At 73.2% G+C, this 24,946-nt stretch carries 17 protein-coding genes; 11 read left to right on the top strand and 6 right to left on the bottom strand.

The window, feature by feature from the left end; translation table 11 throughout:
* Window positions 1–180 precede the first annotated feature (180 nt).
* From dnaK to ACIQLL_RS14855, 5 genes are all read left to right on the top strand, one after another.
* Window positions 181–2,070, top strand: coding sequence for a molecular chaperone DnaK (gene dnaK / locus ACIQLL_RS14875; RefSeq protein WP_402468686.1), 1,890 nt, complete (start codon window positions 181–183; stop codon window positions 2,068–2,070).
* Window positions 2,067–2,723, top strand: coding sequence for a nucleotide exchange factor GrpE (gene grpE, locus ACIQLL_RS14870; RefSeq protein ID WP_402468684.1), 657 nt, complete (start codon window positions 2,067–2,069; stop codon window positions 2,721–2,723). Before dnaK ends, grpE begins: the two co-directional genes overlap by 4 nt.
* Window positions 2,724–2,842: 119 nt before the next feature.
* Window positions 2,843–3,850 (top strand): DnaJ C-terminal domain-containing protein, encoded by a 1,008-nt coding sequence (locus ACIQLL_RS14865; RefSeq protein WP_402468682.1) that lies wholly within the window; start codon window positions 2,843–2,845, stop codon window positions 3,848–3,850.
* Between the two features lie 24 nt (window positions 3,851–3,874).
* Complete coding sequence (locus ACIQLL_RS14860) at window positions 3,875–4,333, top strand: heat shock protein transcriptional repressor HspR (RefSeq protein WP_402468679.1); 459 nt, start codon at window positions 3,875–3,877, stop codon at window positions 4,331–4,333.
* A 144-nt stretch (window positions 4,334–4,477) separates the two neighbouring features.
* Window positions 4,478–4,786: a DUF1540 domain-containing protein gene (locus ACIQLL_RS14855; protein ID WP_402468677.1), complete on the top strand. Its 309-nt coding sequence runs from the start codon at window positions 4,478–4,480 to the stop codon at window positions 4,784–4,786.
* A 108-nt stretch (window positions 4,787–4,894) separates the two neighbouring features.
* On the opposite strand, the gene ACIQLL_RS14850 is transcribed toward ACIQLL_RS14855, so the two are convergent.
* Window positions 4,895–5,656: a nucleotidyl cyclase domain-containing protein gene (locus tag ACIQLL_RS14850; RefSeq protein WP_402468674.1), complete on the bottom strand. Its 762-nt coding sequence runs from the start codon at window positions 5,654–5,656 to the stop codon at window positions 4,895–4,897.
* A 189-nt stretch (window positions 5,657–5,845) separates the two neighbouring features.
* Here ACIQLL_RS14850 and ACIQLL_RS14845 point away from each other — a divergent pair, with 189 nt between their 5' ends.
* A complete protein-coding gene (locus tag ACIQLL_RS14845; protein WP_402468671.1) occupies window positions 5,846–9,898 on the top strand; it encodes a sigma-70 family RNA polymerase sigma factor in 4,053 nt (1,350 codons plus the stop codon).
* 40 nt (window positions 9,899–9,938) lie between these two features.
* On the opposite strand, the gene upp is transcribed toward ACIQLL_RS14845, so the two are convergent.
* Together upp and ACIQLL_RS14835 are read right to left on the bottom strand one after the other, a co-directional pair.
* On the bottom strand, window positions 9,939–10,574 hold the full coding sequence (gene upp / locus ACIQLL_RS14840) for a uracil phosphoribosyltransferase (protein ID WP_402468668.1): 636 nt from the start codon (window positions 10,572–10,574) through the stop codon (window positions 9,939–9,941).
* Window positions 10,575–10,723: 149 nt separating this feature from the next.
* Window positions 10,724–12,448, bottom strand: coding sequence for an LPXTG cell wall anchor domain-containing protein (locus tag ACIQLL_RS14835; RefSeq protein ID WP_402468666.1), 1,725 nt, complete (start codon window positions 12,446–12,448; stop codon window positions 10,724–10,726).
* Between the two features lie 301 nt (window positions 12,449–12,749).
* Here ACIQLL_RS14835 and ACIQLL_RS14830 point away from each other — a divergent pair, with 301 nt between their 5' ends.
* The 4 genes from ACIQLL_RS14830 to ACIQLL_RS14815 all read left to right on the top strand — a co-directional run bounded on the left by ACIQLL_RS14830 (window position 12,750) and on the right by ACIQLL_RS14815 (window position 16,294).
* Window positions 12,750–13,181, top strand: coding sequence for a nucleoside deaminase (locus tag ACIQLL_RS14830; protein WP_402468830.1), 432 nt, complete (start codon window positions 12,750–12,752; stop codon window positions 13,179–13,181).
* Between the two features lie 88 nt (window positions 13,182–13,269).
* Complete coding sequence (locus tag ACIQLL_RS14825; RefSeq protein ID WP_402468664.1) at window positions 13,270–14,700, top strand: sensor histidine kinase; 1,431 nt, start codon at window positions 13,270–13,272, stop codon at window positions 14,698–14,700.
* Window positions 14,688–15,347, top strand: coding sequence for a response regulator (locus tag ACIQLL_RS14820; RefSeq protein WP_402468661.1), 660 nt, complete (start codon window positions 14,688–14,690; stop codon window positions 15,345–15,347). The genes ACIQLL_RS14825 and ACIQLL_RS14820 overlap by 13 nt, the downstream gene beginning before the upstream one ends.
* Window positions 15,344–16,294 carry a DUF4097 family beta strand repeat-containing protein gene (locus ACIQLL_RS14815; RefSeq protein WP_402468659.1) on the top strand — a complete coding sequence of 317 codons (951 nt, stop codon included), beginning with the start codon at window positions 15,344–15,346 and terminating at the stop codon, window positions 16,292–16,294. Before ACIQLL_RS14820 ends, ACIQLL_RS14815 begins: the two co-directional genes overlap by 4 nt.
* Before the next feature lie 78 nt (window positions 16,295–16,372).
* Here the strand turns inward: ACIQLL_RS14815 and ACIQLL_RS14810 are convergent, their stop codons facing one another.
* The 3 genes from ACIQLL_RS14810 to ACIQLL_RS14800 are packed head-to-tail and all read right to left on the bottom strand — an operon-like array spanning window position 16,373 to window position 20,872.
* Complete coding sequence (locus tag ACIQLL_RS14810) at window positions 16,373–17,914, bottom strand: phytoene desaturase family protein (RefSeq protein ID WP_402468656.1); 1,542 nt, start codon at window positions 17,912–17,914, stop codon at window positions 16,373–16,375.
* A gap of 3 nt (window positions 17,915–17,917) precedes the next feature.
* Window positions 17,918–20,014: an acyltransferase family protein gene (locus ACIQLL_RS14805; RefSeq protein ID WP_402468653.1), complete on the bottom strand. Its 2,097-nt coding sequence runs from the start codon at window positions 20,012–20,014 to the stop codon at window positions 17,918–17,920.
* A gap of 3 nt (window positions 20,015–20,017) precedes the next feature.
* The gene (locus ACIQLL_RS14800) at window positions 20,018–20,872 is read right to left on the bottom strand and encodes a Sir2 family NAD-dependent protein deacetylase (RefSeq protein ID WP_402468828.1); all 855 of its coding nucleotides are present in this window, start codon (window positions 20,870–20,872) and stop codon (window positions 20,018–20,020) included.
* Window positions 20,873–21,105: 233 nt separating this feature from the next.
* On the opposite strand from ACIQLL_RS14800, the gene ACIQLL_RS14795 reads away from it, so the two are divergent.
* The gene (locus ACIQLL_RS14795) at window positions 21,106–24,858 is read left to right on the top strand and encodes a right-handed parallel beta-helix repeat-containing protein (RefSeq protein WP_402468651.1); all 3,753 of its coding nucleotides are present in this window, start codon (window positions 21,106–21,108) and stop codon (window positions 24,856–24,858) included.
* Window positions 24,859–24,946: the final 88 nt, after the last annotated feature.

Here is a 24,946-nt window from a genome sequence, read left to right as displayed (position 1 = left end):
TCGATGGAGATCCGCACCTTCGCTGCGAGCGGACAGCGGCGCCGACCTGCGGGAACAGATGCCCTGCGCGTGGTGTTGAGCCATGCAGACTCAACTTTGAACCGTCCCGGTTGGACACCTGGCGCCGGACGTCTTAAGTTGAGTGCAGACGACTCAACCCCCAACGTGAAGGAGACCGTCATGGCTCGAGCAGTCGGCATCGACCTCGGTACCACCAACTCGGTGGTCACCGTCCTGGAGGGCGGCGAGCCCACCGTCATCGCGAACGCCGAGGGCGCTCGCACCACCCCGTCCGTGGTCGCGTTCTCCAAGACCGGCGAGGTCCTCGTCGGTGAGGTCGCCAAGCGGCAGGCCGTCACCAACGTCGACCGCACCATCTCCTCCGTCAAGCGCCACATGGGCACCGACTGGTCGCAGGAGATCGACGACAAGAAGTACTCGGCGCAGGAGATCAGCGCCCGCATCCTCGGCAAGCTCAAGCGCGACGCCGAGGAGTACCTGGGCGAGCCCGTCACCGACGCGGTCATCACCGTCCCGGCCTACTTCAACGACGCCGAGCGTCAGGCCACGAAGGACGCCGGGCAGATCGCCGGCCTCAACGTGCAGCGCATCGTCAACGAGCCCACCGCGGCCGCCCTGGCCTACGGGCTCGACCGCGGCAAGGAGGACGAGCTCATCCTCGTCTTCGACCTCGGCGGCGGCACGTTCGACGTCTCCCTGCTCGAGGTGGGCAAGGACGAGGACGACTTCTCCACGATCCAGGTCCGCGCGACCTCCGGTGACAACCGCCTCGGTGGCGACGACTGGGACCAGCGGATCGTCGAGCACCTCATCAAGCAGGTGAAGAACACCGAGGGCGTCGACCTGTCCAAGGACAAGATCGCCCTGCAGCGTCTGCGCGAGGCGGCCGAGCAGGCCAAGAAGGAGCTCTCGAGCGCGACGAGCACCAACATCTCGATGCAGTACCTGTCCATGAGCGAGAACGGCCCCGTCCACCTGGACGAGAAGCTCACCCGGGCGCAGTTCCAGCAGATGACGCAGGACCTCATCGACCGGACCAAGCAGCCGTTCCACGCGGTCATCCGCGACGCCGGCGTGTCCGTGTCGGACATCGACCACGTCGTGCTGGTCGGCGGGTCCACCCGCATGCCGGCCGTGGCCGACGTCGTGCGCGAGCTGACCGGTGGCAAGGAGCCCAACAAGGGCGTCAACCCGGACGAGGTCGTCGCCGTCGGCGCGGCCCTGCAGGCCGGCGTCATCGGCGGTGAGCGCAAGGACGTGCTGCTCATCGACGTCACCCCGCTGTCCCTCGGCATCGAGACCAAGGGTGGCGTGATGACCAAGCTCATCGAGCGCAACACGGCCATCCCGACCAAGCGCAGCGAGATCTTCTCGACGGCCGAGGACAACCAGCCGTCGGTGGCGATCCAGGTCTTCCAGGGCGAGCGCGAGTTCACCCGGGACAACAAGCCGCTGGGCACCTTCGAGCTCACCGGCATCGCCCCCGCCCCCCGCGGCGTCCCGCAGGTCGAGGTCACCTTCGACATCGACGCCAACGGCATCGTGCACGTGTCCGCCAAGGACCGCGGCACCGGGACCGAGCAGTCGATGAAGATCACCGGCGGCTCCGCCCTGCCGCAGGAGGACATCGACCGCATGGTCAAGGAGGCCGAGGAGCACGCCGAGGAGGACAAGAAGCGCCGCGAGGACGCCGAGACGCGCAACCAGGCCGAGTCGTTCGCCTACGCGATGGACAAGCAGATCGCGGACAACCGCGACAAGCTGCCGGCCGACGTCGTCTCCGAGGTCGAGGCGGACGTGGCCGCGGTGAAGACCGCCCTGGAGGGTGAGGACACCGAGGCCGTCAAGTCCGCCTACGAGAAGCTCGGCACGTCCTCGCAGAAGATCGGCGAGGCGCTCTACTCGGCCGAGCAGGCCGCGGGCGCGGACGCCGGCGCCGAGGGTGCGACCCCCGGTGCGGGCGACGACACCACGTCGACCGACAGCGACGAGGACGTCGTCGACGCCGAGATCGTGGACGACGAGGACGACAAGAAGGACTCCCAGTGACGTCTGACGACACGCAGGGCGCCCCCGAGCCGCAGGACGGCGGCTCGGGGGACACCCCCTTCCACTTCACGGACAAGCGCAAGGTCGACCCGACCACGGGCCACAAGCGCGAGACGCCCGACGGCGGCACCCCGGCCGAGGGCGGCGCCACGGCGTCGTCGGACGCGGGCGACCCGCTCGAGGCGCTCGACTTCGACCCGGCGGGGGAGGCCGCGGAGGACTCCGAGCTGCTGGCGGCCAAGGCCCAGGCGGCGGAGAACCTCGACGCGCTCCAGCGGGAGCGGGCGAGCTTCACCAACTACCGCAACCGTGCGCTGCGCGACCAGGAGGCCGCGCGGACGCAGGGCACGCAGGACGTGCTGGCGGCGCTGCTGCCGGTGCTGGACGACATCGAGCGTGCCAAGCAGCACGCCGAGCTGTCCGGTCCGATGGCGGCCATCGCGGAGAAGCTCGACGCCTCGCTGGCCAAGTTCGGCGTCGAGCGGTTCGGCGCCGTGGGCGAGGAGTTCGACCCCACCGTGCACGAGGCGCTCATGCACAACACGGACGCGGCGGTGGAGTCCACCACGGTGAACCTGGTGGTCGAGCCGGGGTACCGCATCGGCGAGAAGGTGGTCCGGGCCGCCCGCGTGGGCGTCGTCGGACCGGAGTGAACGCTCGCCTCTGAGCAACCGCCCGCGAGATCGACCTACCCGGATCGAGATCGACGTACCGTACGTCGATCTGAGTACGGGTACGTCGATCTCGCGGGCACCGCAGAGAAAGGAACGTCGTGACCGGCCAGGACTGGATCGAGAAGGACTTCTACGCCGCGCTCGGCGTTCCCAAGGACGCCGACCAGGCGGACATCAAGAAGGCGTACCGCAAGCTGGCCCGCCAGTACCACCCCGACCAGAACCCGGGGAACGCCGCCGCCGAGTCGCGGTTCAAGGAGATCGGCGAGGCCTACGCGGTGCTCTCCGACGCCGAGCAGAAGCAGCAGTACGACGCGCTGCGCTCGATGGCGGGCGGTGGCGCCCGGTTCGCCGGGGGCCCGGGCGGCGGTGGCCCGGCGGGCTTCGAGGACGTGTTCGGCTCGATGTTCGGCGGCGGCACCGGTCGCGCCGGTGGCCCGGGCGGCCCGCGGGTGCAGTACCAGCAGGCCGGTGGCGCGGGCTTCGAGGACATCCTGGGCTCGATGTTCGGCATGGGCGGCGGCGGGCGCCAGGCAGGGTTCGGCGGCCCCCAGCGCCAGAAGGGTGCCGACGTCGAGACCAAGGCCACGCTCCCGTTCCGTGCCGCGGTCGAGGGCACCACGGTCGAGCTCACCGTGGACGGCCGGTCGATGACGGCCCGCATCCCCGCGGGCGTGCACGACGGGCAGAAGATCCGCCTGCGCGGCAAGGGCCGCCCCGGGATGAACGGCGGCCCGGCGGGCGACCTGTTCATCGCGATCCACGTCGAACCGCACCCGGTCTTCTCGATCGACGGACTCAACCTGCGCATGACCCTTCCGGTGACCTTCACGGAGGCGACGCTCGGCACCACGGTCGAGGTGCCCACGCTCACGGGTGACCCGGTCCGTCTCAAGATCCCGTCGGGGACGCCGTCGGGCAGGGTGCTGCGGGTGAAGGGTCGCGGTGTCACCACGGCGAAGCGTGCGGGCGACCTGCTGGTGACCGTCCAGGTGGTGGTCCCGCAGAAGCTCAGCCGCGCGGCGAAGAAGGCGCTCGAGGAGTTCGCCGAGCAGGCCGGCAGCGACGACGTCCGGGCCGAGCTGGCCGCACGTGCCGCGCAGTAGCCTCGAGCCACCAGGGAGGTCGAGATGGTCACGGACGACGCACCCGTGCTGACCGTGTCGCAGGCTGCCCAGCTGTCGGGGATGCATCCCCAGACGCTGCGGCAGTACGACCGGCTCGGACTCGTCACGCCCCGCCGCACCCGCGGTCGCGGGCGGCGCTACTCGCGACGCGACGTCGCCCGCCTGCTGGAGGTGCAGCGGCTCGCGCAGGACGAGGGGATCAACCTCGCCGGTGTGAAGCGCATCCTCGACCTCGAGCAGCACGTCGCGGTCCTGGAGGACCGGCTGGCGCGCATGACCCATCTGGTCGCGGAACGGGAACGTGCCGACGGCCGCGTCTTCGCCGCCGGCACGGGCGGAGACGTCGTCGCCGTGCCCCTCGGCAGGCGCGTCCGACGCTCCGAGCTGCGGCTCGACGTCGAGATGCCGTCCGAGCGCGGCGGTGCGCTCGTGCTGTGGCGCCCGTCCCCGTCGCGGGACTGAATTACAGAATGGCCCTCTTTCCTAATTGAATTCCACTGCGGTAAGGCTTTCCTTATCCTGTGAAGATTGTGGTCGTCATCCTGTGCGGAATGGAATTCGCGCCTATGATCGGTGAATCGGAAGGCCGATCCCGAGGAGCGAACCATGACGTCCGTGCTGGAGATGCCCGAGGTCACCGACTGTTCGGTGACCGGCTGCGGCTACAACCACGACCACGACTGCCACGCCGGGGCGGTCACGATCGGCGGCGTGCCCGGCGACGCCGCCTGCGCCACGTTCATCCCGCTCGGCAGCAAGGGCGGCCTCGACAAGGTCGTCGCGCACGTCGGCGCCTGCCAGCGCATGGACTGCGTCCACAACAAGGACCTGGAGTGCACCGCCGCCGCGATCCGCGTCGGCAACGGCCCCCAGGACCAGTCCCACGCCGACTGCCTCACGTTCACCGAGGCCTGACGCACCGGTCCACCCACGACACGGCCGCCCGGCTCTGCCCCTTCCCGCACGCGGGAGGAGGACCGAGCCGGGCGGCCGTGTGCGTGGTAGCCCGATGTGCGGGCCGGCTCAGCGCCGCAGGTGCTGCAGCAGGTCGACGGCGGCGTCGTACCCGGCGGGCAGGCGCTCCATCCAGACGCGCACCGGGCGCCGCATCGTGGCCTCCACCCCGAGCACCTCGGCGTTGCGCTCGACGATGCGCCGCACCGTCTGGGACAGCCGGGCGAGCTCGGGCGTGCGTTCGCAGAGCACCGCGAAGACGCCGTCCGCCAGGGCGGCCATGGGGTGCCCGTCCCCGAAGACCTGGTCGAGCGTGCGGCCGACCGACGCCGACCGGGCCATCCGCTGCCACGCGTCGAGATCGTCCACGGCCACGTCGATGACGACCAGGCAGTGGGTCTCGGCCACGCTCAGACCGCTGCGCTCGGCGCGTCCGTAGCTCTCCCGCAGGCGCTCGCCGAGGTAGTCGACGGTGGGCAGACCGGTCGCGGGGTCGCGGACCCCGCTGAGGGCGGGCTGACGCTCACGGCCCTGGACCCAGCCGAGCGCGGTGCCGCGCACGACGTCGGCGTCCACCGGTGCGCCGACGGCGCGGTAGAGGCAGATCACGTCCTCGAGCGTCTCGTCCAGGCCGATGCCGGCACTGCTGCGGGCGCAGCCGAGCCGGTGTGCGGGTGCCTCGGGGGAGCGGCCGTCGTCGATCGCTTCGACGACGGCGTCGACCGCGGGGTGGTACCAGTCACCCGGGCGCAGCCACACCTCGGAGAGGCTGGCGTGCCGCCAGCGCTCGCGGGTGTCGGCGGCATGTGTGCCGCCGGTAGGCAGAATCATGCTGATGGGAACCCTTCGACACCCCATCATGACGCAGAAACCGCGATGACGAGTGGGTGAAACGGACATCGACAGGTTTCACCCGCTGTTTTCCGCGCGGGAGGTCGCCGGCCCGGTAGAGTTGCGCCGACCCGTGTCATCTGCTGAGGAGCCGGACACGGGTTCGGTGATGGACGGAACGAGGCGGGCGTGACCGACGTCTACGTGGGATCGGACGGGACAGCTCCCAGCGACGGCGAGCTGATCCTTGAGGTGCGCGGGGGCAGCCTGGAGGCGTACGGCGCCCTCTACGAGCGCCACGCCGCCGCAGCCCGTGCCCTGGCCCGCCAGTACGTGCGCTCGGACTCCGACGCCGACGACATCGTCTCGGACGCCTTCCAGCGCGTCCTCGGCACCCTGCAGCAGGGCAGCGGACCCGACACGCACTTCCGGGCCTATCTCTTCACCGTCGTCCGGCGGCTGGCCGCCGATCTCGCCCGGGGAGCCCGACGGACGCGCCCCACCGACGACGACGGAACCTTCGAGCAGGCGCTGGGTGCCTCCGCGTCGCCCGAGGACCCGGCGCTCCAAGGGTTCGAGCACTCGGTGGTCGCCCGCGCCTACGAGGGGCTGCCCGAGCGCTGGCAGGCCGTCCTCTGGTACACCGAGGTCGAGGGCATGGCACCGGGCGAGGTGGCGCCCATCCTCGGCCTGACGCCGAACGGGGTGTCGGCCCTGGCCTACCGTGCCCGCGAGGGGCTGCGCGTCGGATACCTCCAGTCCCACCTCACGTCCGAGCCGGCCGACTCCTGCCGGGTGGTCAACCCGCTGCTCGGGGGCTACGTGCGCGGCAGCCTCGCCCGGCGCGAGGTCGTGAAGATCGAGGCACACCTGGGCGACTGCGGCGACTGCCGCATCCTGGTGCTGGAGCTCAGCGACGTGGCGCACGGCATGCGTGTCGTCATCGCGCCCCTCGTGGTCGGTGCCGCGGGCCTGGCCCTGCTCGGCGCGCTGCCGCTCGGGGCGATCACGAGCGGCGCCGGAGCACTCGGCGCGGCACTCGGCGCGGGTGCCGGTGCGGGCGTCGGCGCGACCGGTGGCGCCGCGGTCGGTGCCGGGACCGGCTTCACGGCGGGTGCGGCGTCCGGCGGCGGAGCGGCGGTCGGCAGCGCCGGAGCGGCCACCGGCACCGCTGCGACGGCCGGAACCGCCGGCACTGCGGCCGCCGGCACCGCTGCGACGGCCGGAACCGCTGGCACTGCGGCCGCCGGGACCGCCGCGACCGCGGGGACCGCCGCGACGGCCGGGACCGCCGCGACGACCGCCACGGCGGCGACCGCTGCCACCGCGACGACCGCCACCGCCGCCACCACGGCCACGACGGCCGCCGTGGCGACGGGCGCCGCCGGCGTGACCGGGGCCACCGTCGCCGCCTCCACGGGTGCTGTCGCCGTCGCGACCGTCGGCGTCGTCTCGGTGCTCGGCGTCTTCGGGACGAACGACACCCCCGAGGCGCCCGACCCCCCGATCGCGATCGCCGCCTCACCATGGCCGACGGAGGACGAGGTCACCGCGGTCGACGTCCGGCCGAGCCCCGAGCCCAGCGCCGACCCGACCGACCCGACGACCGTCCCGCCGCTGGTCGACCCCGGTCTCGACGAGGTCGTGCTGCCCGACCCGGCCGTGGTCGGCGTCTCCGTCGTGGACCCCGCCGAGGTCCTGACACCGCGCACCACGGAGTACCTGACGTTCGCGATCGACAACTCGGGGGAGACGGAGGCCGACAACGCCACCGTGCAGCTGACGTTGCCGCCGGGGATGGGGCACGTGGCGTCGACGTCGTCCGTCGGTGCCGCCGTCGCCGCCGACGCCTCCGCCGGCGCGGCGGACTCCGACTCCGACCCCGGCACGGCCGTCGGTCCCCCGGCGCTGGACGTGCGGACGCTCCCGTGCACGGAGACCTCCGAGCCCCAGCAGGTCCGGTGCGTCGTCGGCACGCTGGCGCCGGGAGCGACGAGGACCGTCTCGATCCCGGTCACGATCCGCGACGGCGGCACCTACACCGTGTCGGCGCAGACCTGGGCGGACGGCGTGGAGCCGCGCAGCGTCCCGCTCCCGCAGGCGCAGGTCGCCTACTACGGGGCCGAGCTCACGGCGCGGACGGACGCCGTCGCCACCGTCGGCAACCCCGGCCAGGCGGGAGTCCCGTTCACGGTGCGCAACACCGGGGACCGCACGGCCGCCGGCTGGCAGGTCTCGGTCCGGGTGCCCGCGGGCCTCGACCCGCGCACGGTGTCCGGTGACCTCGAGTGCGTCAGAGCGGGCGCCGAGAGCCCGGACACGTGGCGGTGCACCGGCCCCGACCTGCTCCCGGGTGCGGAGGTCTCCGCCGACGCCTCGGTCGTCGCGGACGGCACCACCGCCAAGGGGTCGTACGCGGTGCAGGTCGTGCCCGCCGTCGGCGACGACGGGCGTGCGGTCAGCTCGTCCACGTCGCTCGCCGTCCCGCAGGGGTGGGAGGGCGCCTTCTCCGGCGCGGGAGCGATCACGAGCTCGTGCCTGGCCAGCGGCGGCATCGACGTGGCGGACACCGTCGTCCAGGGGACCTACACCAACCGGACCGGCCGGACCGTCGTCGTCGACCTGGCCGCGGCCGGCAGCAAGGCCTCGAGCGAGCAGTCGCTCGCGCCGGGGCAGAGCGCGACGCTGACGCTGCACGACGGGCTGCGCGTCCCGGCGGGCAGCGCCACCTGGACGCTGGCGACCACGGTCGCCGGTTCCACCTACACGCGCGACGTCACGGGCGGGTCGTTCGGCGCCAAGGACTGCTACGACCCCTCCTGGAGCGTGAGCTCGTCCGCCGACGTCGTCAACGACGGCTCCCGTGTCCGGATCGACGCCACGATCACCAACACCTCCGACGAGCCGATGCAGGCCGGGATGACGGCGGACGGCAAGAAGGCGGAGGCGGTCCGGCTGGGCGTCGGCGAGACCCGGACGCTGAGCGTCGCCACCGGGTCGGCCACCGTGGCGGGCGGAGACGTGACCTTCGACCTGTACCGCTCGGTGACGGACCGCGACGGCGACCTCCCGACCTCCGGCATCGTCCCCGCCACGCCCCGCACCGCCTCGTACCCCGGCGCGACGATCGCTCCTGCCGCCGGCCTGGCCGAGCCGGCGGGAGCCTGCACCTACGACCCGGCCACGGAGACCTCGAGCCGCACCGCCACGGTGCTGCTCGACAACCGCGGCTCGTCGCTGCCCGTGACGTTCACCGTGGACGTCGGCGGCCGGACCCAACAGGTGACGCTGGCCGCCGGGGCGTCCGCCACCCGTGAGGTCGTCGTGCCGTGGGGCACCAAGAACGTCGTGGTCACCACGGACGGCGGCCGCTCGCTCACGACGCTCGACGTCGCCGTCGACTCCTGCGCGACACCCCCCACCTGGCCGGGCGGGGCGAAGGTCTCCGCCGCCCCGCAGTGCGACGGCGGCGACGCCTCGCTCGTCGTCGACGTCACCAACGGCTCGCGCGCCACGTGGCGCGCGGCGCTCCTGGACGACGGCACCGGTTCCGACGTCCGGACGCTGAGCAGCGGCGCCTCCGCGCGGTGGAGGGTCGACGCCGGATCCTGGCAGATGAGCGGCGGGTCGGTGACCGTGCAGCTCACCCGCACCATCGAGGGCACCGCCTACACCGTCGAGCGCACGGTGGACCACGAGGGCATCCGCTGCGTCGTCAAGGACCCGGACGCCCGGCTTGACCTGACCGACATCACGATGGACCGGCACGGGGACTACGCGACGTCGTGGCGCAACGTGTCCGTCGTGCTCGACAACCGCGGTTCCACCGTGGACGTCTCGTTCCACGTCGTCGGCCCCCAGGGCGTCGACGAGACGGTGACGGTGCCCGCAGGCAAGACCCGCGTCAGCAAGGAGCGTCGGGTCGACGGACGCCAGGGTGGCACCTGGACGGTGACCGCCGGGAGCTGGTCGACCACCCTCGACGTCGACACCTTCACCGCCGCCGAGGCCGGCTGGTGCGCCGACCGCATCGCGTGGGGGACGAAGTACGCCGAGGGTGACGTGCGCTCGTGGAACGGCAACGCGTACCGCTACCTCGGCTGGGACGGCTCCCTGCCCGAGGGCTGGAAGCAGCACGGCAAGTCGTCCGAGCACCGCTGGTACGAGTCCGAGAAGTGGCGCGGGGTCTGGATGGGCCAGTGGCAGCAGTGGGAGAAGATCGGGCTCTGCGAGTACCGCTGAGCACGGCGGGACGGGCGGGCGCGAGCGCCCACGGGCCGGGTCAGACGATGCCGTAGAGGCGGTCCCCGGCGTCTCCGAGCCCCGGCACGATGTACTTCTTGTCGTTGAGCCGTTCGTCGACGGCGGCGACGACGACCTGCACGTCCACCCGGTCTCCGACAGCCTCCTGCACCACCTGCAGCCCCTCGGGGGCGGCCAGCAGGCACACGGCGGTGACGTCCCGCGCTCCGCGCTCGAGCACGTAGTCGATGGCGGCGACGAGGGTGCCGCCGGTGGCGAGCATGGGGTCGAGGAGGAACACCTGGCGCCCGGTGAGGTCGTCGGGGAGCCGGTTGGCGTAGGTGACCGCCTCGAAGGTCTCCTCGTCCCGCTGCAGGCCCAGGAACCCGACCTCGGCGGTCGGCAGCAGGCGCGTCATCCCGTCCAGCATGCCCAGCCCGGCACGCAGGATGGGGATGACGATCGGGCTGGGGTCGCTCAGCGCCACGCCCGTCGTCGTCGTGACCGGGGTGGTGACCTCGCGCGGCTCGGTCCGCACGTGCCTGGTGGCCTCGTAGGCGAGGAGCGTCACCAGCTCGTCGACCAGGAGCCGGAAGATCGGCGACGGCGTCGACGCGTCCCGCAGGACGGTGAGCTTGTGGGCGACGAGCGGGTGATCGGCGACGTGGAGGCGCATGGTCACACGGTACCGGGGCGTGGCCACCGTGTTCGATCACGTGCCCGGCGGGGTGCCCGGGGCGCCCGACGGCGGTGGCTGGGCGTGACGACGAGGGGCCCGACCGGTGCAGCACCGGTCGGGCCCCTCGTCGCTACTGCGTGTGCGGGTCAGTTCCGCTGGAAGCGGCGGCGCACCAGGAACAGGGCGACACCCCCGGCGACCAGCAGCAGGGCCGCCCCGGCGGCCACGCCCACGGTCGCACCCGTGCGCGGCAGCTCGGACTGCGCGGCCGCGACCTCGGCGCTCGGCTCCGCCGACGGCTCGTCGCTCGGCTCGACGGCCACGACCTGCTCGGCCTCGCCCGCGGGCGGGTTGGCGCAGGTCTCGGAGGCCTCCGGGTACTCCACGACGGTGGAGTAGTCGGGGTTGACCTCGAACAGCACCTCGACGCCCTCACGCGTCCAGGCGAAGTTCCCGTCCGTCTCGGCGTACGTGCCGTCCTCCAGGAGCTCCCAGCCCGGCCACTGCAGCGGCTCGGTGGCCGAGGCGCCCGGCCAGAGCAGGCTGCCGCTCAGCGGCAGACCGGACGTGACGTGGTTCTCGCCGTTCGGGTTGAGGAACGTGACGGTCAGCGGGTTCTCGTCGTCGACCTCCACGCCCTCGGGCAGGCTCACCTCGTAGGCGAGGTAGGGCACGGCGGACTCGCAGACGGCGGCGATGTCACCGGGGACCAGCGCGCACTCGGCGTCGGTGAAGGACTGCTCGGAGACCGGGAACAGCGCCGAGGACTCGTCGACGCTCTGGTAGCCCTCGGGCAGGTCGCCCAGGGTGAAGCCCTCACCGGCGGTGGCGAGGATGCCGTCGTCGGTCGAGGAGTAGGTGATCTCCTCGGTGCTCTCGGGGACCGTCACGTCGTCGTTCTCCACGCCGCACAGGTCGACGACCTCGGGCGCCTCCGGCTGCACGACCGTCGGCTCGGCGTCGCAGGCGGCGTCGGTGAAGTCGAACGTCCAGGAGGTCACGGCGTCCTCCGCGAGGTGCACGCCCTCGTGCGGCGTGGCGGTGACGGTCACCTGGGTACCGGCCTCGTTCCACTCCTCGGTGTACTCGGCGTGCTCGGACTCGGGCAGGATCACCGAGTTCTCGACGTCGCACTCCTCCACGGAGGACGGGGCCGGCAGCGTCACCAGCTCCTGCTCGTCCTCGTCGCACTCGGGCAGGTAGGTGCTCAGGTCGTCGTGCCGGTCGGCCTCGAGACGGTCACCGAAGAGGGGGCCGGTGGGGTAGGTGATGTGCACGAACCCGGACCGGATGGAGTCCAGGTCCAGGCGCACGATGTCCTGCTGGACGCCCCAGGCGTCGCAGGCGTCGGCGGGCAGGTCCGCCTCGTCGAAGAACTCGCCGGGGTACTCCTCGGGGAGCTCCTCCCAGAACTCGCCACCGGCGCGGGTGGTGATGAGCGTCTGCTCGCCCGAGTTCTCCCAGGCGGCGGGCTTGGCGGCGTCCCGCTTCGGGTAGACGTAGAAGGCCGTGCTGAGCGTCTCCTCCGGCTGCTCCGGCTCCTCCACGCACGGCGTGGTGGTGCCGGCGTCGTCCCAGTCGTAGTACTCGTCGTCCCAGGCGTCGACGTCCACGGACCAGTCATGGGCCTCGGACGCGGGATCGAACGCGAACTCACCGTCCCAGGCGTCCTGGAACTCCTCCGCGGCGACCTCGACCTCGTCGATGGTCACCGTGACGGTCGCACCGCGGTAGGAGTCCAGGTCGACGGTCAGGGCCTCGCAGGTGGCGTTCACCTTCGGGGTATGAGCGGAGGCGGGCGCCGCGACGGCGACGGCGAGCCCTCCGAGTGCGAGCGCAGCGGTCGCGGTGCTCGCCAGGATCCTCTTCACGGTGAGGTCGGTCCTTTCGGCAGGAGGTCGAGTTGCGAGAACGCGCAACTCGTGGTGGCTGGGGGCAACAGGGGCTATCCCACCACTTTGTGGGTGAAAAGTGAAGGAGGACCGGATGTCAGATGAACCGGACATAGAAGTCCTGCGTCCACCCGCAGCGGAGCACCCGGATACATTGGCGCTGAACCGAGGAACGGGGAACCACGTGGAGGACCGACAGCGGGGTCTGCCCCTGCCGTGGGCCGACGGCGCGTTCCCGCCCCGCACCCTCAGCGAGCGCCGCGCCGTCTGGGAGCACCTCATGGGCGCGGCCCTGCACGAGGCGACCCATGCGCTGGCGACGGACGACGTCCCGGTGGGCGCCGTCGTCGTCTCCCCGGACGGCCGGCTGCTCGGGCTGGGCCGCAACCGCCGGGAGGAGACCGGCGACCCCACCGCGCACGCCGAGGTGCTCGCCCTGCGGCAGGCGGCGGCGTCGTGGGGGCAGTGGCGCCTGGACGGATGCACGCTCGTGGTGACGCTCGAGCCGTGCGTGATGTGCGCGGGCGCGCTGGTCGCCGCCCGGGTGCGTCGGCTGGTCCTGGGTGCCTGGGACCCGAAGGCCGGCGCGGCCGGGTCGGTCTGGGACATGGTCCGCGACCAGCGCGGCCTGCACGCCGTCGAGGTGGTCGGCGGCATCCGCGCGGACGAGTGCGGCGCGGTGCTGCAGGACTTCTTCGCCTCCCGCCGCTGACCCACGGCCCGGGGTGGGGTCAGCCCTACCCGAGGTCCGGGGGCGCACCGCATGTCGTGGCGCTCCGCCGCTCCGTAGTGTCGTGGACATGATCAGACCTGAGCCCGTCACCGCACAGGTGGCCCCGGCACTGACGGGCACCCAAGCGCTCCTGCAGGCCCCCTGGGCGCCGGCCACGTACCGCGGCCTCGCCCAGCTCGTCGTCGGCTGGTGCTGGCTGCTCGTGGTCGGCCTGCCGGTCCTGATCTGCGTGCTCACGGCCGCCTCGCTGATCCCCGCGCTCGGCCTCGGACTCCTCCTGCTGCCGCTCGCGCTGGTCCTGTCGCGCTGGGTCGCGGCCGCCGAGCGCGCCCGCCTGGCCGCGCAGACCGGCGTCGTCGTCCCCACGCCCTCACGACGTCGCAGCGCCCGGCAGGGCTGGTGGGCGCGGCTCCTGGACGCGATCGCCGACGCCCGCTCCTGGGCGGAGGTCGCCTACCTGCTCGCGGCGCTGCTGGTGACCAGCCTCGCCGTCGGGATCGTCGTCGCGCTGGCCTCCGGGGCCGTGGCCGGCGTCGTCCTGCTCGCGAGCCCCGCGGCCGCCCTGGGCGACACCACGCTCGGCATCGTCACCACCGTCGTCGCCATCGTGGTGCTGCCCTGGTTCGCGGCCTGGGCGGCGCAGCTCGGCTCGCTGTCCGTGGTCCTGCTCGGCCGATCCCTGCTCGGCCCGTCGCCCGCCGCCGAGGCCCGCGCCGCCCAACGCGCGGCCGAGGCCGAGGCCCGGGCCGCCGAGTCCGCCGCCGCGACTGCCACCGCACGCGCCGACGTCCTGACCGAGACCCGCGCCGCCGCGCTGGAGGCCGCCGACGCCGAGCGCCGCCGCATCGAACGCGACCTGCACGACGGCGCCCAGCAGCGGCTCGTCGCCCTGGGGGTCGCGCTCGGCTCGGCCCGCCGCACCGCCGAGCGCGACCCCGCCGGAGCCCGCGCCGCGCTCGACCACGCGCACGGTGAGGTCAAGGGCGTGCTCGCCGAGCTGCGCGACCTCGTGCGGGGCATCCACCCCGCCGTGCTCGCCGACCGCGGGCTCGACGCCGCGCTCTCGGCGCTCGCGGCCCGCAGCCCGGTCCCGGTGCAGGTCGAGGCGCAGCCGGGCCTGGAACGAGCGGGCACGACGGCGCAGGCCGCTGCCTACTTCGTGGTCGCCGAGGCGCTGACGAACGTCGCCCGGCACGCCCGGGCCGAGCACGTCTGGGTGCGTGCCGCCGTCGTGCCCGACGGCGTGGCGTCCGTGGGCGTGGCGGGGTCCGGCACGGACCCGGCCGACGCGACCGATCCCGCAGCCCAACCCGACCCGGGGCCGCAGCACCTCCGGATCGAGGTGGTCGACGACGGCCGCGGCGGCGCCGAACCGGGCCCCGGGTCCGGGCTCGCCGGACTGCGCGGCCGCGTGGCGGCCCTGGACGGAACCTTCGACCTGACCAGCCCGGCCGGTGCCGGCACCCGACTGACCGTGGAGCTCCCGTGCGCATCGTGATCGCCGAGGACTCGGTCCTCCTGCTCGACGGCCTGGCCCGCCTGCTGCGTGCCGAGGGCCACGACGTGACCGGCTTCCGCACCGCGGAGGAGATGGTGGCCGCCCTGTCGGCGCCGCAGGCCGGGCTGCCCGACCTGCTCGTCACCGATGTGCGGATGCCGCCGTCGCACACCGACGAGGGGCTGCGGGCCGCCGTGCACCTGCGCAGCCTGCACCCCGAGCTGCCCGTGCTGGTGCTCTCGCAGTACGTCGAGCAGCGGTACGCGGCCGAGCTGTTCGCGCACGGCACCCGGGGCCTGGGCTACGTGCTCAAGGACCGGGTGGCCGACGTCGAGGAGTTCCTCGACGCCACCGACCGGGTGGCCGGTGGGGGCACGGTGCTCGACCCGGAGGTCGTGTCCCAGGTGCTCGCCCGGTCCCGGCACGACCTGACCGACCTCACCCCGCGCGAGCGCGAGGTGCTCGGGCTCATGGCCGAGGGACGGTCGAACGCCGCCATCGCCGAGAGCCTCGTGGTGGGCCTGCCCGCCGTGGAGAAGCACGTGACCAACATCCTGACCAAGCTGGGCCTGCCGCCCGACGCCGACACCCACCGGCGCGTCCTGGCCGTCCTGCGCTGGCTCGACCTGAACGGAGACCTGCGATGAGCGAGAACCGGTCCGCCACCCTGAACGCCTCGGCGAACCCGCCCACGGCGCCCCCCGGTGTCCCGCCGGTGGCGCCGGAGCCGCGCCGCAGCCCGGCCGGGGGCGTGCTGCTCGTGGTCGGGATCGTCCTGGGCGGCCTGCTCGTCGCCTGGGGCGCCCTGCACCTGGTCGACTGGGCGACGTCGTCGACCACGACCACCCACGAGTCCTACCCCGCGGACGGTCCGGTCGAGCTCGTCGCGGACGGCGAGGTGACGGTCCGCGCCGCCGACGACGTCACCGGCGTCGAGGTGGACGCTGTCGCCCGCGGTGGGCTCGCCACCCCCGACTACGCGGCGCGGACCGACGGGGACGCCCTGGTGGTGGATCACCGCTGCCCGGCCTGGACCTGGTTCTCCTGGACCTGCGCCGGGGAGCTGCACGCCGTCCTGCCGGCCGGTACCGAGGTGACGGTGCGCAGCTCGAACGGGGACGTGCGGGCCAGCGGGCCGGTGGGGGACCTCGACCTGCGGTCGTCCAACGGGGACGTGGAGGCGGCGGACCTCACCGGTGACCTGACGGCGACGAGCAGCAACGGTGACGTGGACGTGACACGGGTGGCCGGTGACGTGGACGTCGAGTCCTCGAACGGTCGGGTCGACGTCGTCGAGGTCGGTGGCGGGGCGGTCGCGGAGTCGAGCAACGGCGACGTCGAGGTGCGGGACGTGGGCGGGGACGCCGACGCCCGCTCGTCCAACGGTGACGTGGACGTGGCCGGCGCCGGTGGCGACGTCTTCGCGCGGACGTCCAACGGTGACGCGACGGTGGTCGGCGACGGCGAGGCGGTGGCGCTGACGATCGACACCTCGAACGGTGAGGAGATCATCGAGGGGCCGACCGACCCGGAGGCGCTGCGCACCGTGGAGATCCACAGCTCGAACGGGGACGTGGCCTACCTGGCGCCGTGACGGCCTCGATCGGCACTCCGGGCTTCGATCGGCACTTCCGAAGTGCCGATCGGAGCCCGGAGTGCCGAGCGAAACCGCTCAGAGGGCCGGCACGCGCACACCGAAGACCTCCCGCAGCGCGCGGTGTGCCGCGTGCCACCCGCCCATCCCGTGCACCCCGGGGCCGGGCGGCGTCGAGGCCGAGCAGAGATAGACCCCGCCCGCCTGGCGGTACGGGTTCCCGTGGGCCGTGGGCCGGGCGATCATCCGCCACAGCGCGGTGGTGCCACCGGCGATGTCGCCGTCGACCAGGTTCAGGTTGTGCTCGACCATCCGTGCCGCCGGCGTGCACCGGGAGGCGACGACGACGTCCCGCACGCCGGGGGCGAAGCGTTCGAGCTGGTCCAGGACGTCCTGCGTGACGTCCCGCGTGGACCCGGCCGGGACGTGCGCGTACGTCCACAGCGGGCGCAGGCCTCCGACGACGCGGCCCGGGTCGACGACGGCCGGGTCGCTGACCAGGCAGACCGGCTGCTCGGCGTGGCGCCCGGCGGCGACGGCCGCCTCGGCCCGCGCCATCTGGGCGCGCGTCCCGCCGACGTGCACCGTGCCGGCGCGGGCGACCTCGGGATCGGCCCACGGCACGGGACCGGACAGCACCAGGTCCACCTTCGCGGCGGCGTTGCCGCGCGGGAACCCGGCCAGGGCCCGACGGCGCGACGGCGCCACGTCGTCGCCCGCGACGCGCAGCAGGGCGGCCGGGTCCGTGTCGAACAGGTAGGCGCGCGCCGCGGGCAGGTCGGCGCGGGACCGGACCGCGTGCCCGGTGATCACCGTGCCCCCGTGAGCCTCGAGGTCGGTGCGCAGGGCCGTGACGATCGCGCCGGAACCGCCTCGCGGGATCGGCCAGCCGCCGTCGCACCCCCTCCCGTTGTGGGTATGAATTCGACCGTCCCGACCTGGGTCAGGACGGTCGAATTCATACCCACAACGGGAGGGGGTGGCGTGGCCGAGCGCACCGAGCAGCAGCGCCGTGCCCGCCGCGCCCAGCGACGGCACCGGTGCGATGGTGTGCGCGGCCACGCCGGTCAGCAGCGCCGCCGCCTCGGGCGTGCGGAACCGGGCGTCCCAGGCGCGGGTGCCCTGCTCGAGCACCCCGAGGCCGAAGCGCGCCGCCGCCCCGAGCGCACCGCCGTCGGACAGCCCCGGCGGGAGCGAACGCTTGTCACCCAGCCCGACGGCCACCACGGCCTCCCAGCGCGCGGCGAGCGGCCCCAGCAGCGACCGCCAGGCGCGGCCGTCCGGCCCCAGCCGCTCGACCGTCCGCTCCAGGTCCCGGTAGGCGATCCCGGCCCGTCCGTCCGGCAGCGGCTGCGCGTAGGAGACCTCGGGGGTGAGCAGCTCGACGCCGTGCGCCGCCAGGCCGAACGCGCGGAAGAACGGGGAGGCCCAGGCCATCGGGTGCACCGCGGAGCAGACGTCGTGCACAATGCCGTCCGCGAGCCCGAGATCCAGCGTGCGGGCACCGCCACCGGCCGTCGGCTGCGCCTCCAGCACCGTCACCGACAGCCCGGCACGTGCGAGCGTGACCGCGGCGGCCAGCCCGTTCGGGCCGGAGCCCACCACGACGGCGTCCTGCACGTGTCAGCCCCGCCCGGCCAGCGCGTCGCGCACCGCACCGCTGACCTCGGGTGCCAGGGTGCGGGCGAACGTCGCGCTGAGGTGGCCGTGGTCGAAGTACGCCGTCACGCCGCCGACCACCGGGTGGCAGACCTCGTCGCACATCAGGTCGTCGACGCTCGTGACGCTCACCAGTCCCGTGGTGTCGGCGCTCGCGGCCGCGGCGAGCGGGTCGGGCTCGAGCGCGGTGGCGGGCGGGGCGCCGCAGGCGTCCGGGTCGCCCGCGAACAGGGCCAGGCAGTCGGGGACGTTGCGCGGCATCGCGGGGGTGTCGCGCAGCACAACGACGGCGATCCCGGCGTCGGTGAACCTCGCCAGCGTCTCGCGGTAGGCGTCCTGGGCGACGGCCTCCTGGTCGGCCTCGGCGACCCCGGCCAGGGGCTGGTTGGTCCGGTCGGACAGCACCACGACGTCGTAGCCACCCTCCACGACGCTGTCCACCGCCCAGGCGTTGGTCGCCCGGCACGCCTCGGTGACACCCCCGCCGGGCAGCTCGATCGGCACGTCCACGGTGTAGCAGACGGACTGCAGGTAGGTGTCGAGCTGCCAGTCGTCGGTGCGGATCGCGTCCTCGAGCGCCGGCAGCCAGTGCCCGGCGTGCGAGTTGCCGACCAGGGCGATCCGCGCCGTCGGGCCGTCCGCGCCGTCACCCCCGTAGGTGCACGTGTTCCGCGTGGTGAACGGCGCGTTGTTCCAGCACCCGTCGGCGTACACGGCGGGCTTGTCCGCGACGGCGGCCTCGGGGGGCCAGATCAGGCCCGGGTCGCCGCAGGCGGGGTCGCGCACCACCGCCGCGCCGAGGCAGTCGCCGGCCTGCACGACGGCGGCCCGTGCGGCGGCGATCGTGGCCCGCTGGTCGGCGGTGGCGCGGTCCCCGACCACGACGGCGGTACCACCGACGCCCGCGACGCACAGCCCGAGCACGGCGAACGTCGCCGCGAGACGGCGGGTGAGCAGCGGGTGGAAGCGCAGACCCTGCTCGACGTAGCGGTGGGAGCCCGCGGCGAGCAGCAGGGTGGCGGCGAGGATCCCGACCATGGCGAGCGGGCCGAGGTCGCGGCCGAGCGCGAACGGGACGATCACCACGAGCGGCCAGTGCCACAGGTACACCGAGTACGACGTGTCGCCGAGCCACCGGACCGGTCGCCACCCCAGGATGCCGCCCGGGCCGGCGCGCAGCCGGTCCGCGTCGGCGGCGATCACCAGCAGCGCGCCGGTGGTCGGCAGCAGGGCGGCGTATCCCGGGAACGGCGTGGCCGCGTCGAACAGCAGCACGGCGGCGAGGATCATCGCCAGCCCGGCCCAGGCCGCCCCGACGCGCAGGACGGGGGCCGGGACCGGTGCGGCGCGGCGCGCGGTCCGCAGCGCGAGCAGGGCCGCCAGCAGACCACCGACCGCGAGCTCCCAGAACCGCGTGGTGGACACGAAGTAGGCGGCGGCGGGCTCCGCCCGGGTCAGCCACACCGACCACCCCAGCGACCCGAGGGCGACCGCACCGGTCAGCCCGACCGCCAGTGCCGCCGTCGTGCCCTCCGTGCCGGTCCCGCGCCCGGCCCGGCGCCGCGCCCGCAGGCCGGCCCAGGCGACGGCCGCGAGCAGCAGCGGCCACAGGAGGTAGAACTGCTCCTCGATGGACAGCGACCAGTAGTGCTGGACGGGGGAGTGGAGCTGGTCGGCGGCCAGGTAGTCCGTCTCGGAGTCCGCCAGCACCCAGTTCTCCACGTACAGCGCCGAGGCGAGCACCTCCCGGGCCACCTGGATCAGGGTGCTGACGGGCAACCAGACGGCGGACGCGACCAGGGTGACCAGGAGGACGAGGCTCGCCGCGGGGATGAGCCGCCGGATGCGCCGCGCCCAGAAGGCGAGCAGGTCACGTCCGCTGCTGATCGGACGGCGCAGCAGGTGGCTGGTGATGAGGAACCCGGAGACCACGAAGAACACGTCGACGCCGACGTACCCGCCCGTGACCGCGGCGGGCCACAGGTGGAAGCCGAGCACCGCGGCGACGGCGACGGCGCGCAGTCCCTGGATGTCGGTCCGTGGGGTCGGGGCTGCGTTCACGCGTCAGAGCATCCCACCCAGAGCGACGAGGGTCTCGCTGACCCCGGCGTCGACCTTGACGTCGGCCAGGGGGTCGCCGCGGGTCTCGCCGCGGTTCACGATGACGATCGGCTGGCCGGCCTTGGCAGCCCGGCGCACGAACCGGAGCCCGCTCATCACGGTCAGCGACGTGCCGGCCACGAGCAGGGCGTCGGCGGAGTCGACCAGGTCGTAGGCCTGCGCGACGCGGGCACGGGGCACGTTCTCGCCGAAGTAGACGATCTCGGGCTTGAGCACGCCGCCGCAGAACTCGCAGTCGGCGGGGTTGAAGTGGGAGGTGCGAGCGATGACGGCGTCCGCGTCCGGGGCGATCTCGATGTCGGCGACGGTGGTGCCGCCGTCGAGCACCGACTCCACGAAGCCCGGGTTGAGGGCGTCGAGGCGCTCGGCGAGGTGGGTGCGGGAGATGGTGCGCCCGCACTGCAGGCAGACGACGGAGTCGTAGCGTCCGTGCAGGTCGATGACGGTGCGCGAGCCGGCGTCCTCGTGCAGCAGGTCGACATTCTGGGTGATGACGCCGCGCACGACCCCGCGCTGCTCGAGCTCGGCCAGGACGCGGTGGCCCGCGTTGGGGTGGGTGCGGTCGACGTGCTGCCAGCCGACGTGGTTGCGGGCCCAGTAGTGGCGGCGGAAGTCGGCGTCCCCGACGAACTGCTGGTACGTCATCGGGTTGCGCGGCGGGGAGTCCGGGCTGCGGTAGTCGGGGATGCCGGAGTCGGTGGAGATGCCCGCGCCGGTCAGGACGGTGAGGGTGCGGCCGGCCAGGACGCGGGCGGCGTCGTCGACCGTGCCGTGGTGGATCACGGCGTCCGGCGGCAGCTCCCAGCGGCGGTCCTGGTAGGTGGGGGCCAGCGGGCGGGCGGTCGGTTGCACCCATCGAGCGTACGACGGCGGTGCGGCGGCCGCCGTCGTGCCGGGCGTTGCGCTCGCCACCCCGCTCGCTCGATGGCCCGGGGTGTCTTGACGGACCAATGGGAATGCGATTACCGTACGTGGGAAACCGGTTTCTCGGGTGGTCGACGCCGAACGCCCGTATCTCGACGAGGAGATCCATGACACCGACAGGCAAGCGCATCCGCACGTCGTTGGCCGCCCTCGCGGCCGCGGCGCTGACGGTCACCGGCGCCACGGCCGCCGTGGCGGTCGGCCCGGAGACGGCACTGAACGCGAACGATCTCGCCCCGGGCGACTACACGGCGGTGACGGACACCGGCACCGACTTCACGATCTACGCCGACGAGTCCAAGAAGGTCACCGTCGACGACACCGACCGCATCTCCGACCGCGGCGACGTCTTCACCCAGCGGATCAAGCTCAACGGCTCCGGCGACGCCGACCGCCGGTCCCTGCACTTCAGCGTCGGTGCCGACCAGGTACCCACCGAGGTCGTCGTCAACGCCCGCTCCAGCAGCGGCAGCAGCGACCGCGCGCTCGCGCTGTACGACGCGACCGGCGAGATCGCCCGCGTCGACGCGCTCGCCGACGACGAGGGCACCCCCGTGGTGACCTCCACCCTCGACATCGACACCGCCGGTGACTACTACCTCGCCTCCCCGAGCTCCGGCGTCAACGTCTTCTCCGCCCAGCTCGGCGCCGTCGACGACGCCGGCCGGGGCCCGTGGGCCGACGTCGCCGCTCCGACCGTCGACTCCGTCGTCGTCGATGCCGACGACCCGGCGCAGCTCGACGTGAGCTACACCGGGCTGCTCGGCCCCGACGGCGGTGACGTCGTCGCCGCGACGCTGTACGACGCCGCCGGTGCGGTGGCCGACCGGACGCTCGGCGCGGCCGACGGCGCCTCGGGCACCCTGTCCCTGACCCCGCCCGCCTCCGGCGACTACGAGGTCGAGGTGCAGATCACCCGCTACGGCGAGGCCGACGCGCTCGTGTCCGAGCGGGTGTCCACCGGCTCGTTCTCCCTGCCCCTGGTGGGCCCCGAGGTCACCGGCGCGCTGACCTCCGCCGTCGCGGGCGGCCAGGCCACCGTCACGCTCGAGTGGTCCGCCACGCCCGAGGCCGAGACCTACGCGGTCGAGACCGGCCAGGGCGGGACGTTCACGACGGCGCTCGACGGCGTCACCGGCACCACGGCCGACGTCACCGGGCTCACCCCCGGAGAGACCTACCAGGTGCGCGTCGTGGCCCACCGCGGCAGCGACAGCGCGACCGGCCCGGTGGCCGACGTCGACGTCGCGACCTCCGTGGAGCGGTGGCAGATCGCCGACCTCGGCGCCAACGCGAACTCCGGCGGTGCGGTGACCGACAACGGCGACGGGACCATCACGTTCGACGCCAAGGAGAGCTCGACCAAGTTCGCCACCTCCGAGGACGGCTTCCAGTACTACTACACGGCGATCGACCCGGAGACGGAGAACTTCACGCTGACCGCCACGTTCCACGTGGACGACGCCTCGACCAAGGACAACCAGTCCGGGTTCGGCGTCATCGCCGTCGACGACCTGGTCGCCGGATCCGGCTCCGACCGGTACTTCAACTCCGCCGGAGCGCTCATCACCCGCTACGGGGAGGGGACGGACAGCGTGCAGGACGGTGCTCCGGGAGCGCGGTTCGTGCAGGGCTACACCGGCGCCACGGACGACAACACCGCCGGCTCGCGCGACAGCAGCGACTCCGAGCTGTTCGACCCGGAGTACCGCTCCGAGATCACCTCCGGCCCCAAGTTCGCCGAGGGTGACGTCTACGAGCTCACCCTGCGCAAGTCCAACACCGGGTTCCACGCCATCTGGCGGGACGCCCCCGGCGGTGAGCCGATCGAGGTCATCCAGTACGACCCCGACATGCTGCTGCAGCAGAACTCCGAGGTCTTCTACGTCGGCATGGCCGCGGCCCGCAAGATCGTCGTGACCGTCACCGACTGGGACTTCACCACGATCGCCCCGGAGGACGACGAGGAGGCGCAGGAACCGCCCACCGAGTACGTGCCGACGAACCTGTCGGTGGACGTCACCTCGACGACGCCGGAGCGGCAGCTCGACATCCCGCTGGTGGCCGACTTCTACGGCACCGGGCAGATCCTCGACGCCGCGGGCGACGTCGTCGTCGACGGCCTGGAGCTGGCCCCGGGCGAGCAGGCGCTCGGCACCGTGGACCTGGAGCCCGGGGAGAACCGCTTCACGGCCCGGGCGACGCCGGAGGGCGACCAGCCGCAGCTCGGCGAGTACGAGGAGCTCGAGTCGTTCGACCCGGTCGACGTCCCGGTGACCGTCACCGTCGACTCCTACGGTGAGCCGGGCGAGTCCCTCTGGGTCGCCCCGGACGGCAGCCCTGACGGGGCCGGCACGCAGGCGGACCCGCTCGACCTGCACACGGCCGTCGGGTACGCGCAGGCCGGTCAGCAGATCGTGCTGGCCGACGGCACGTACACCCCGCAGCGCCGCATCGTGGCCGAGCGGGGCCGTGACGGCACCGCGGACGCCCCGATCACGCTGATGTCCGAGCCCGGCAGCCGTGCCGTGCTGGACCTGTCGGAGTCCGACGGCGGGCTCGTGCTCCGTGGTGACTGGTGGCACGTCTACGACCTGGAGATCACCGGTTCCGGCGACAAGGAGAAGCCGATGCTGATCCAGGGGAACCACAACGTGGTCGAGCGCGTCGAGTCGCACCACAACCTCGACACCGGGTTCCAGATCTCCGGGTCGCAGAACGAGCCGCCGTCGATGTGGCCGTCGGACAACACCATCCTGTCCTCCGTGTCGCACCACAACGCCGACCCGGGTGGGAACGACGCCGACGGGTTCGGCGTGAAGCTCACCGTCGGTGAGGGCAACGTGCTGCGGTACAACATCGCCCACCACAACATCGACGACGGCTGGGACCTGTACGCCAAGTCGACCACGGGACCCATCGGCACCGTGGTGATCGAGGACTCCGTCGCGTACGACAACGGGTTCCTCGACGACGGCTCGGGCCGCACCGGCGAGGGCAACGGGTTCAAGCTGGGCGGCGAGTCCATGCCGGGCGACCACCTGCTGCGCAACGCGGTCAGCTTCGGCAACCTCGGCACGGGCGCGACGTCGAACTCCGGTCCGGACGTCCGGCTGGACGGCGTGACCTCCGTGGGCAACGACCGGGGCGTCCGGCTGGAGACCAACGCGAGCTCCACCGCCTACGAGGCCTCCGGCGTCATCTCCTGGCAGAACCCGGCCGAGGACGTGCTCGGTCTGAAGCAGGACGACACGTCGCTGCTGACCGACCCGTCGAACTACTTCGACGGCACGACGGCGGACGCCTCCGACGGGCGTCCGGCCTCGGTGGGCGCCGACTGGTTCGTCTCGACGGACACCTCGACCACGATGCCGGAGATCGCCGCGGACGGGTCGATCGACATGCACGGCCTGTACGAGCTGACGGACGTCGCGCCGTCGGACACGGGGGCGCGCCTGACGGCCAACCCCGACCCGACCGTCATCGAGCTGCTGCCCGAGGTCCAGGCGCCGCTGGAGAACACCGTGGCGCCGTCGATCTCCGGCGACGCCGTCAAGGGTTCGCGCCTGTCGGCGGACCCGGGCGAGTGGTCGGCCGAGGCCGAGTACTCCTACCGGTGGCTGCGCGACGGCGAGCCGATCGAGAAGAAGGGTGGCTCGGCGTCGTACAAGGTCAAGCGGGCCGACGTCGGGCACGAGCTGTCCGTCGAGGTCACCGCGGTGGCCGACGGCGGGGAGCCGGTCGTGGCGGTCTCCGACCCGGTGACCGTGCAGGACAAGGGCCACCACCACGGTGGATGGGTCCGCGACCTGGTCGACCATGTCCTCGACTGGCTCGCGCGGCTGTTCGGCGGTCGCTGACCGCTGGTCGCGAGGTAGGCCAGAACCTGCCGAGGTAGGGCCCGGTCCGGCCAGGTAGGCCAGGTCGCGCCGAGGTAGGCCACGGCGG

This window comes from Isoptericola aurantiacus (genome assembly GCF_044769875.1).
Lineage (GTDB): Bacteria > Actinomycetota > Actinomycetes > Actinomycetales > Cellulomonadaceae > Isoptericola > Isoptericola aurantiacus.
This window is presented reverse-complemented; position numbering and strand designations above follow the sequence as displayed.

Bases quoted from the DNA above. Each gene is read 5' to 3' on its own strand.
- dnaK (WP_402468686.1), top strand. From the start codon at position 181: ATGGCTCGAGCAGTCGGCATCGACCTCGGTACCACCAACTCGGTGGTC.
- ACIQLL_RS14860 (WP_402468679.1), top strand. From the start codon at position 3,875: ATGGTCACGGACGACGCACCCGTGCTGACCGTGTCGCAGGCTGCCCAG.
- ACIQLL_RS14855 (WP_402468677.1), top strand. From the start codon at position 4,478: ATGACGTCCGTGCTGGAGATGCCCGAGGTCACCGACTGTTCGGTGACC.
- ACIQLL_RS14850 (WP_402468674.1), bottom strand. From the start codon at position 5,656: ATGATTCTGCCTACCGGCGGCACACATGCCGCCGACACCCGCGAGCGC.
- upp (WP_402468668.1), bottom strand. From the start codon at position 10,574: ATGCGCCTCCACGTCGCCGATCACCCGCTCGTCGCCCACAAGCTCACC.
- ACIQLL_RS14830 (WP_402468830.1), top strand. From the start codon at position 12,750: ATGGGCGCGGCCCTGCACGAGGCGACCCATGCGCTGGCGACGGACGAC.
- ACIQLL_RS14825 (WP_402468664.1), top strand. From the start codon at position 13,270: ATGATCAGACCTGAGCCCGTCACCGCACAGGTGGCCCCGGCACTGACG.
- ACIQLL_RS14815 (WP_402468659.1), top strand. From the start codon at position 15,344: ATGAGCGAGAACCGGTCCGCCACCCTGAACGCCTCGGCGAACCCGCCC.
- ACIQLL_RS14795 (WP_402468651.1), top strand. From the start codon at position 21,106: ATGACACCGACAGGCAAGCGCATCCGCACGTCGTTGGCCGCCCTCGCG.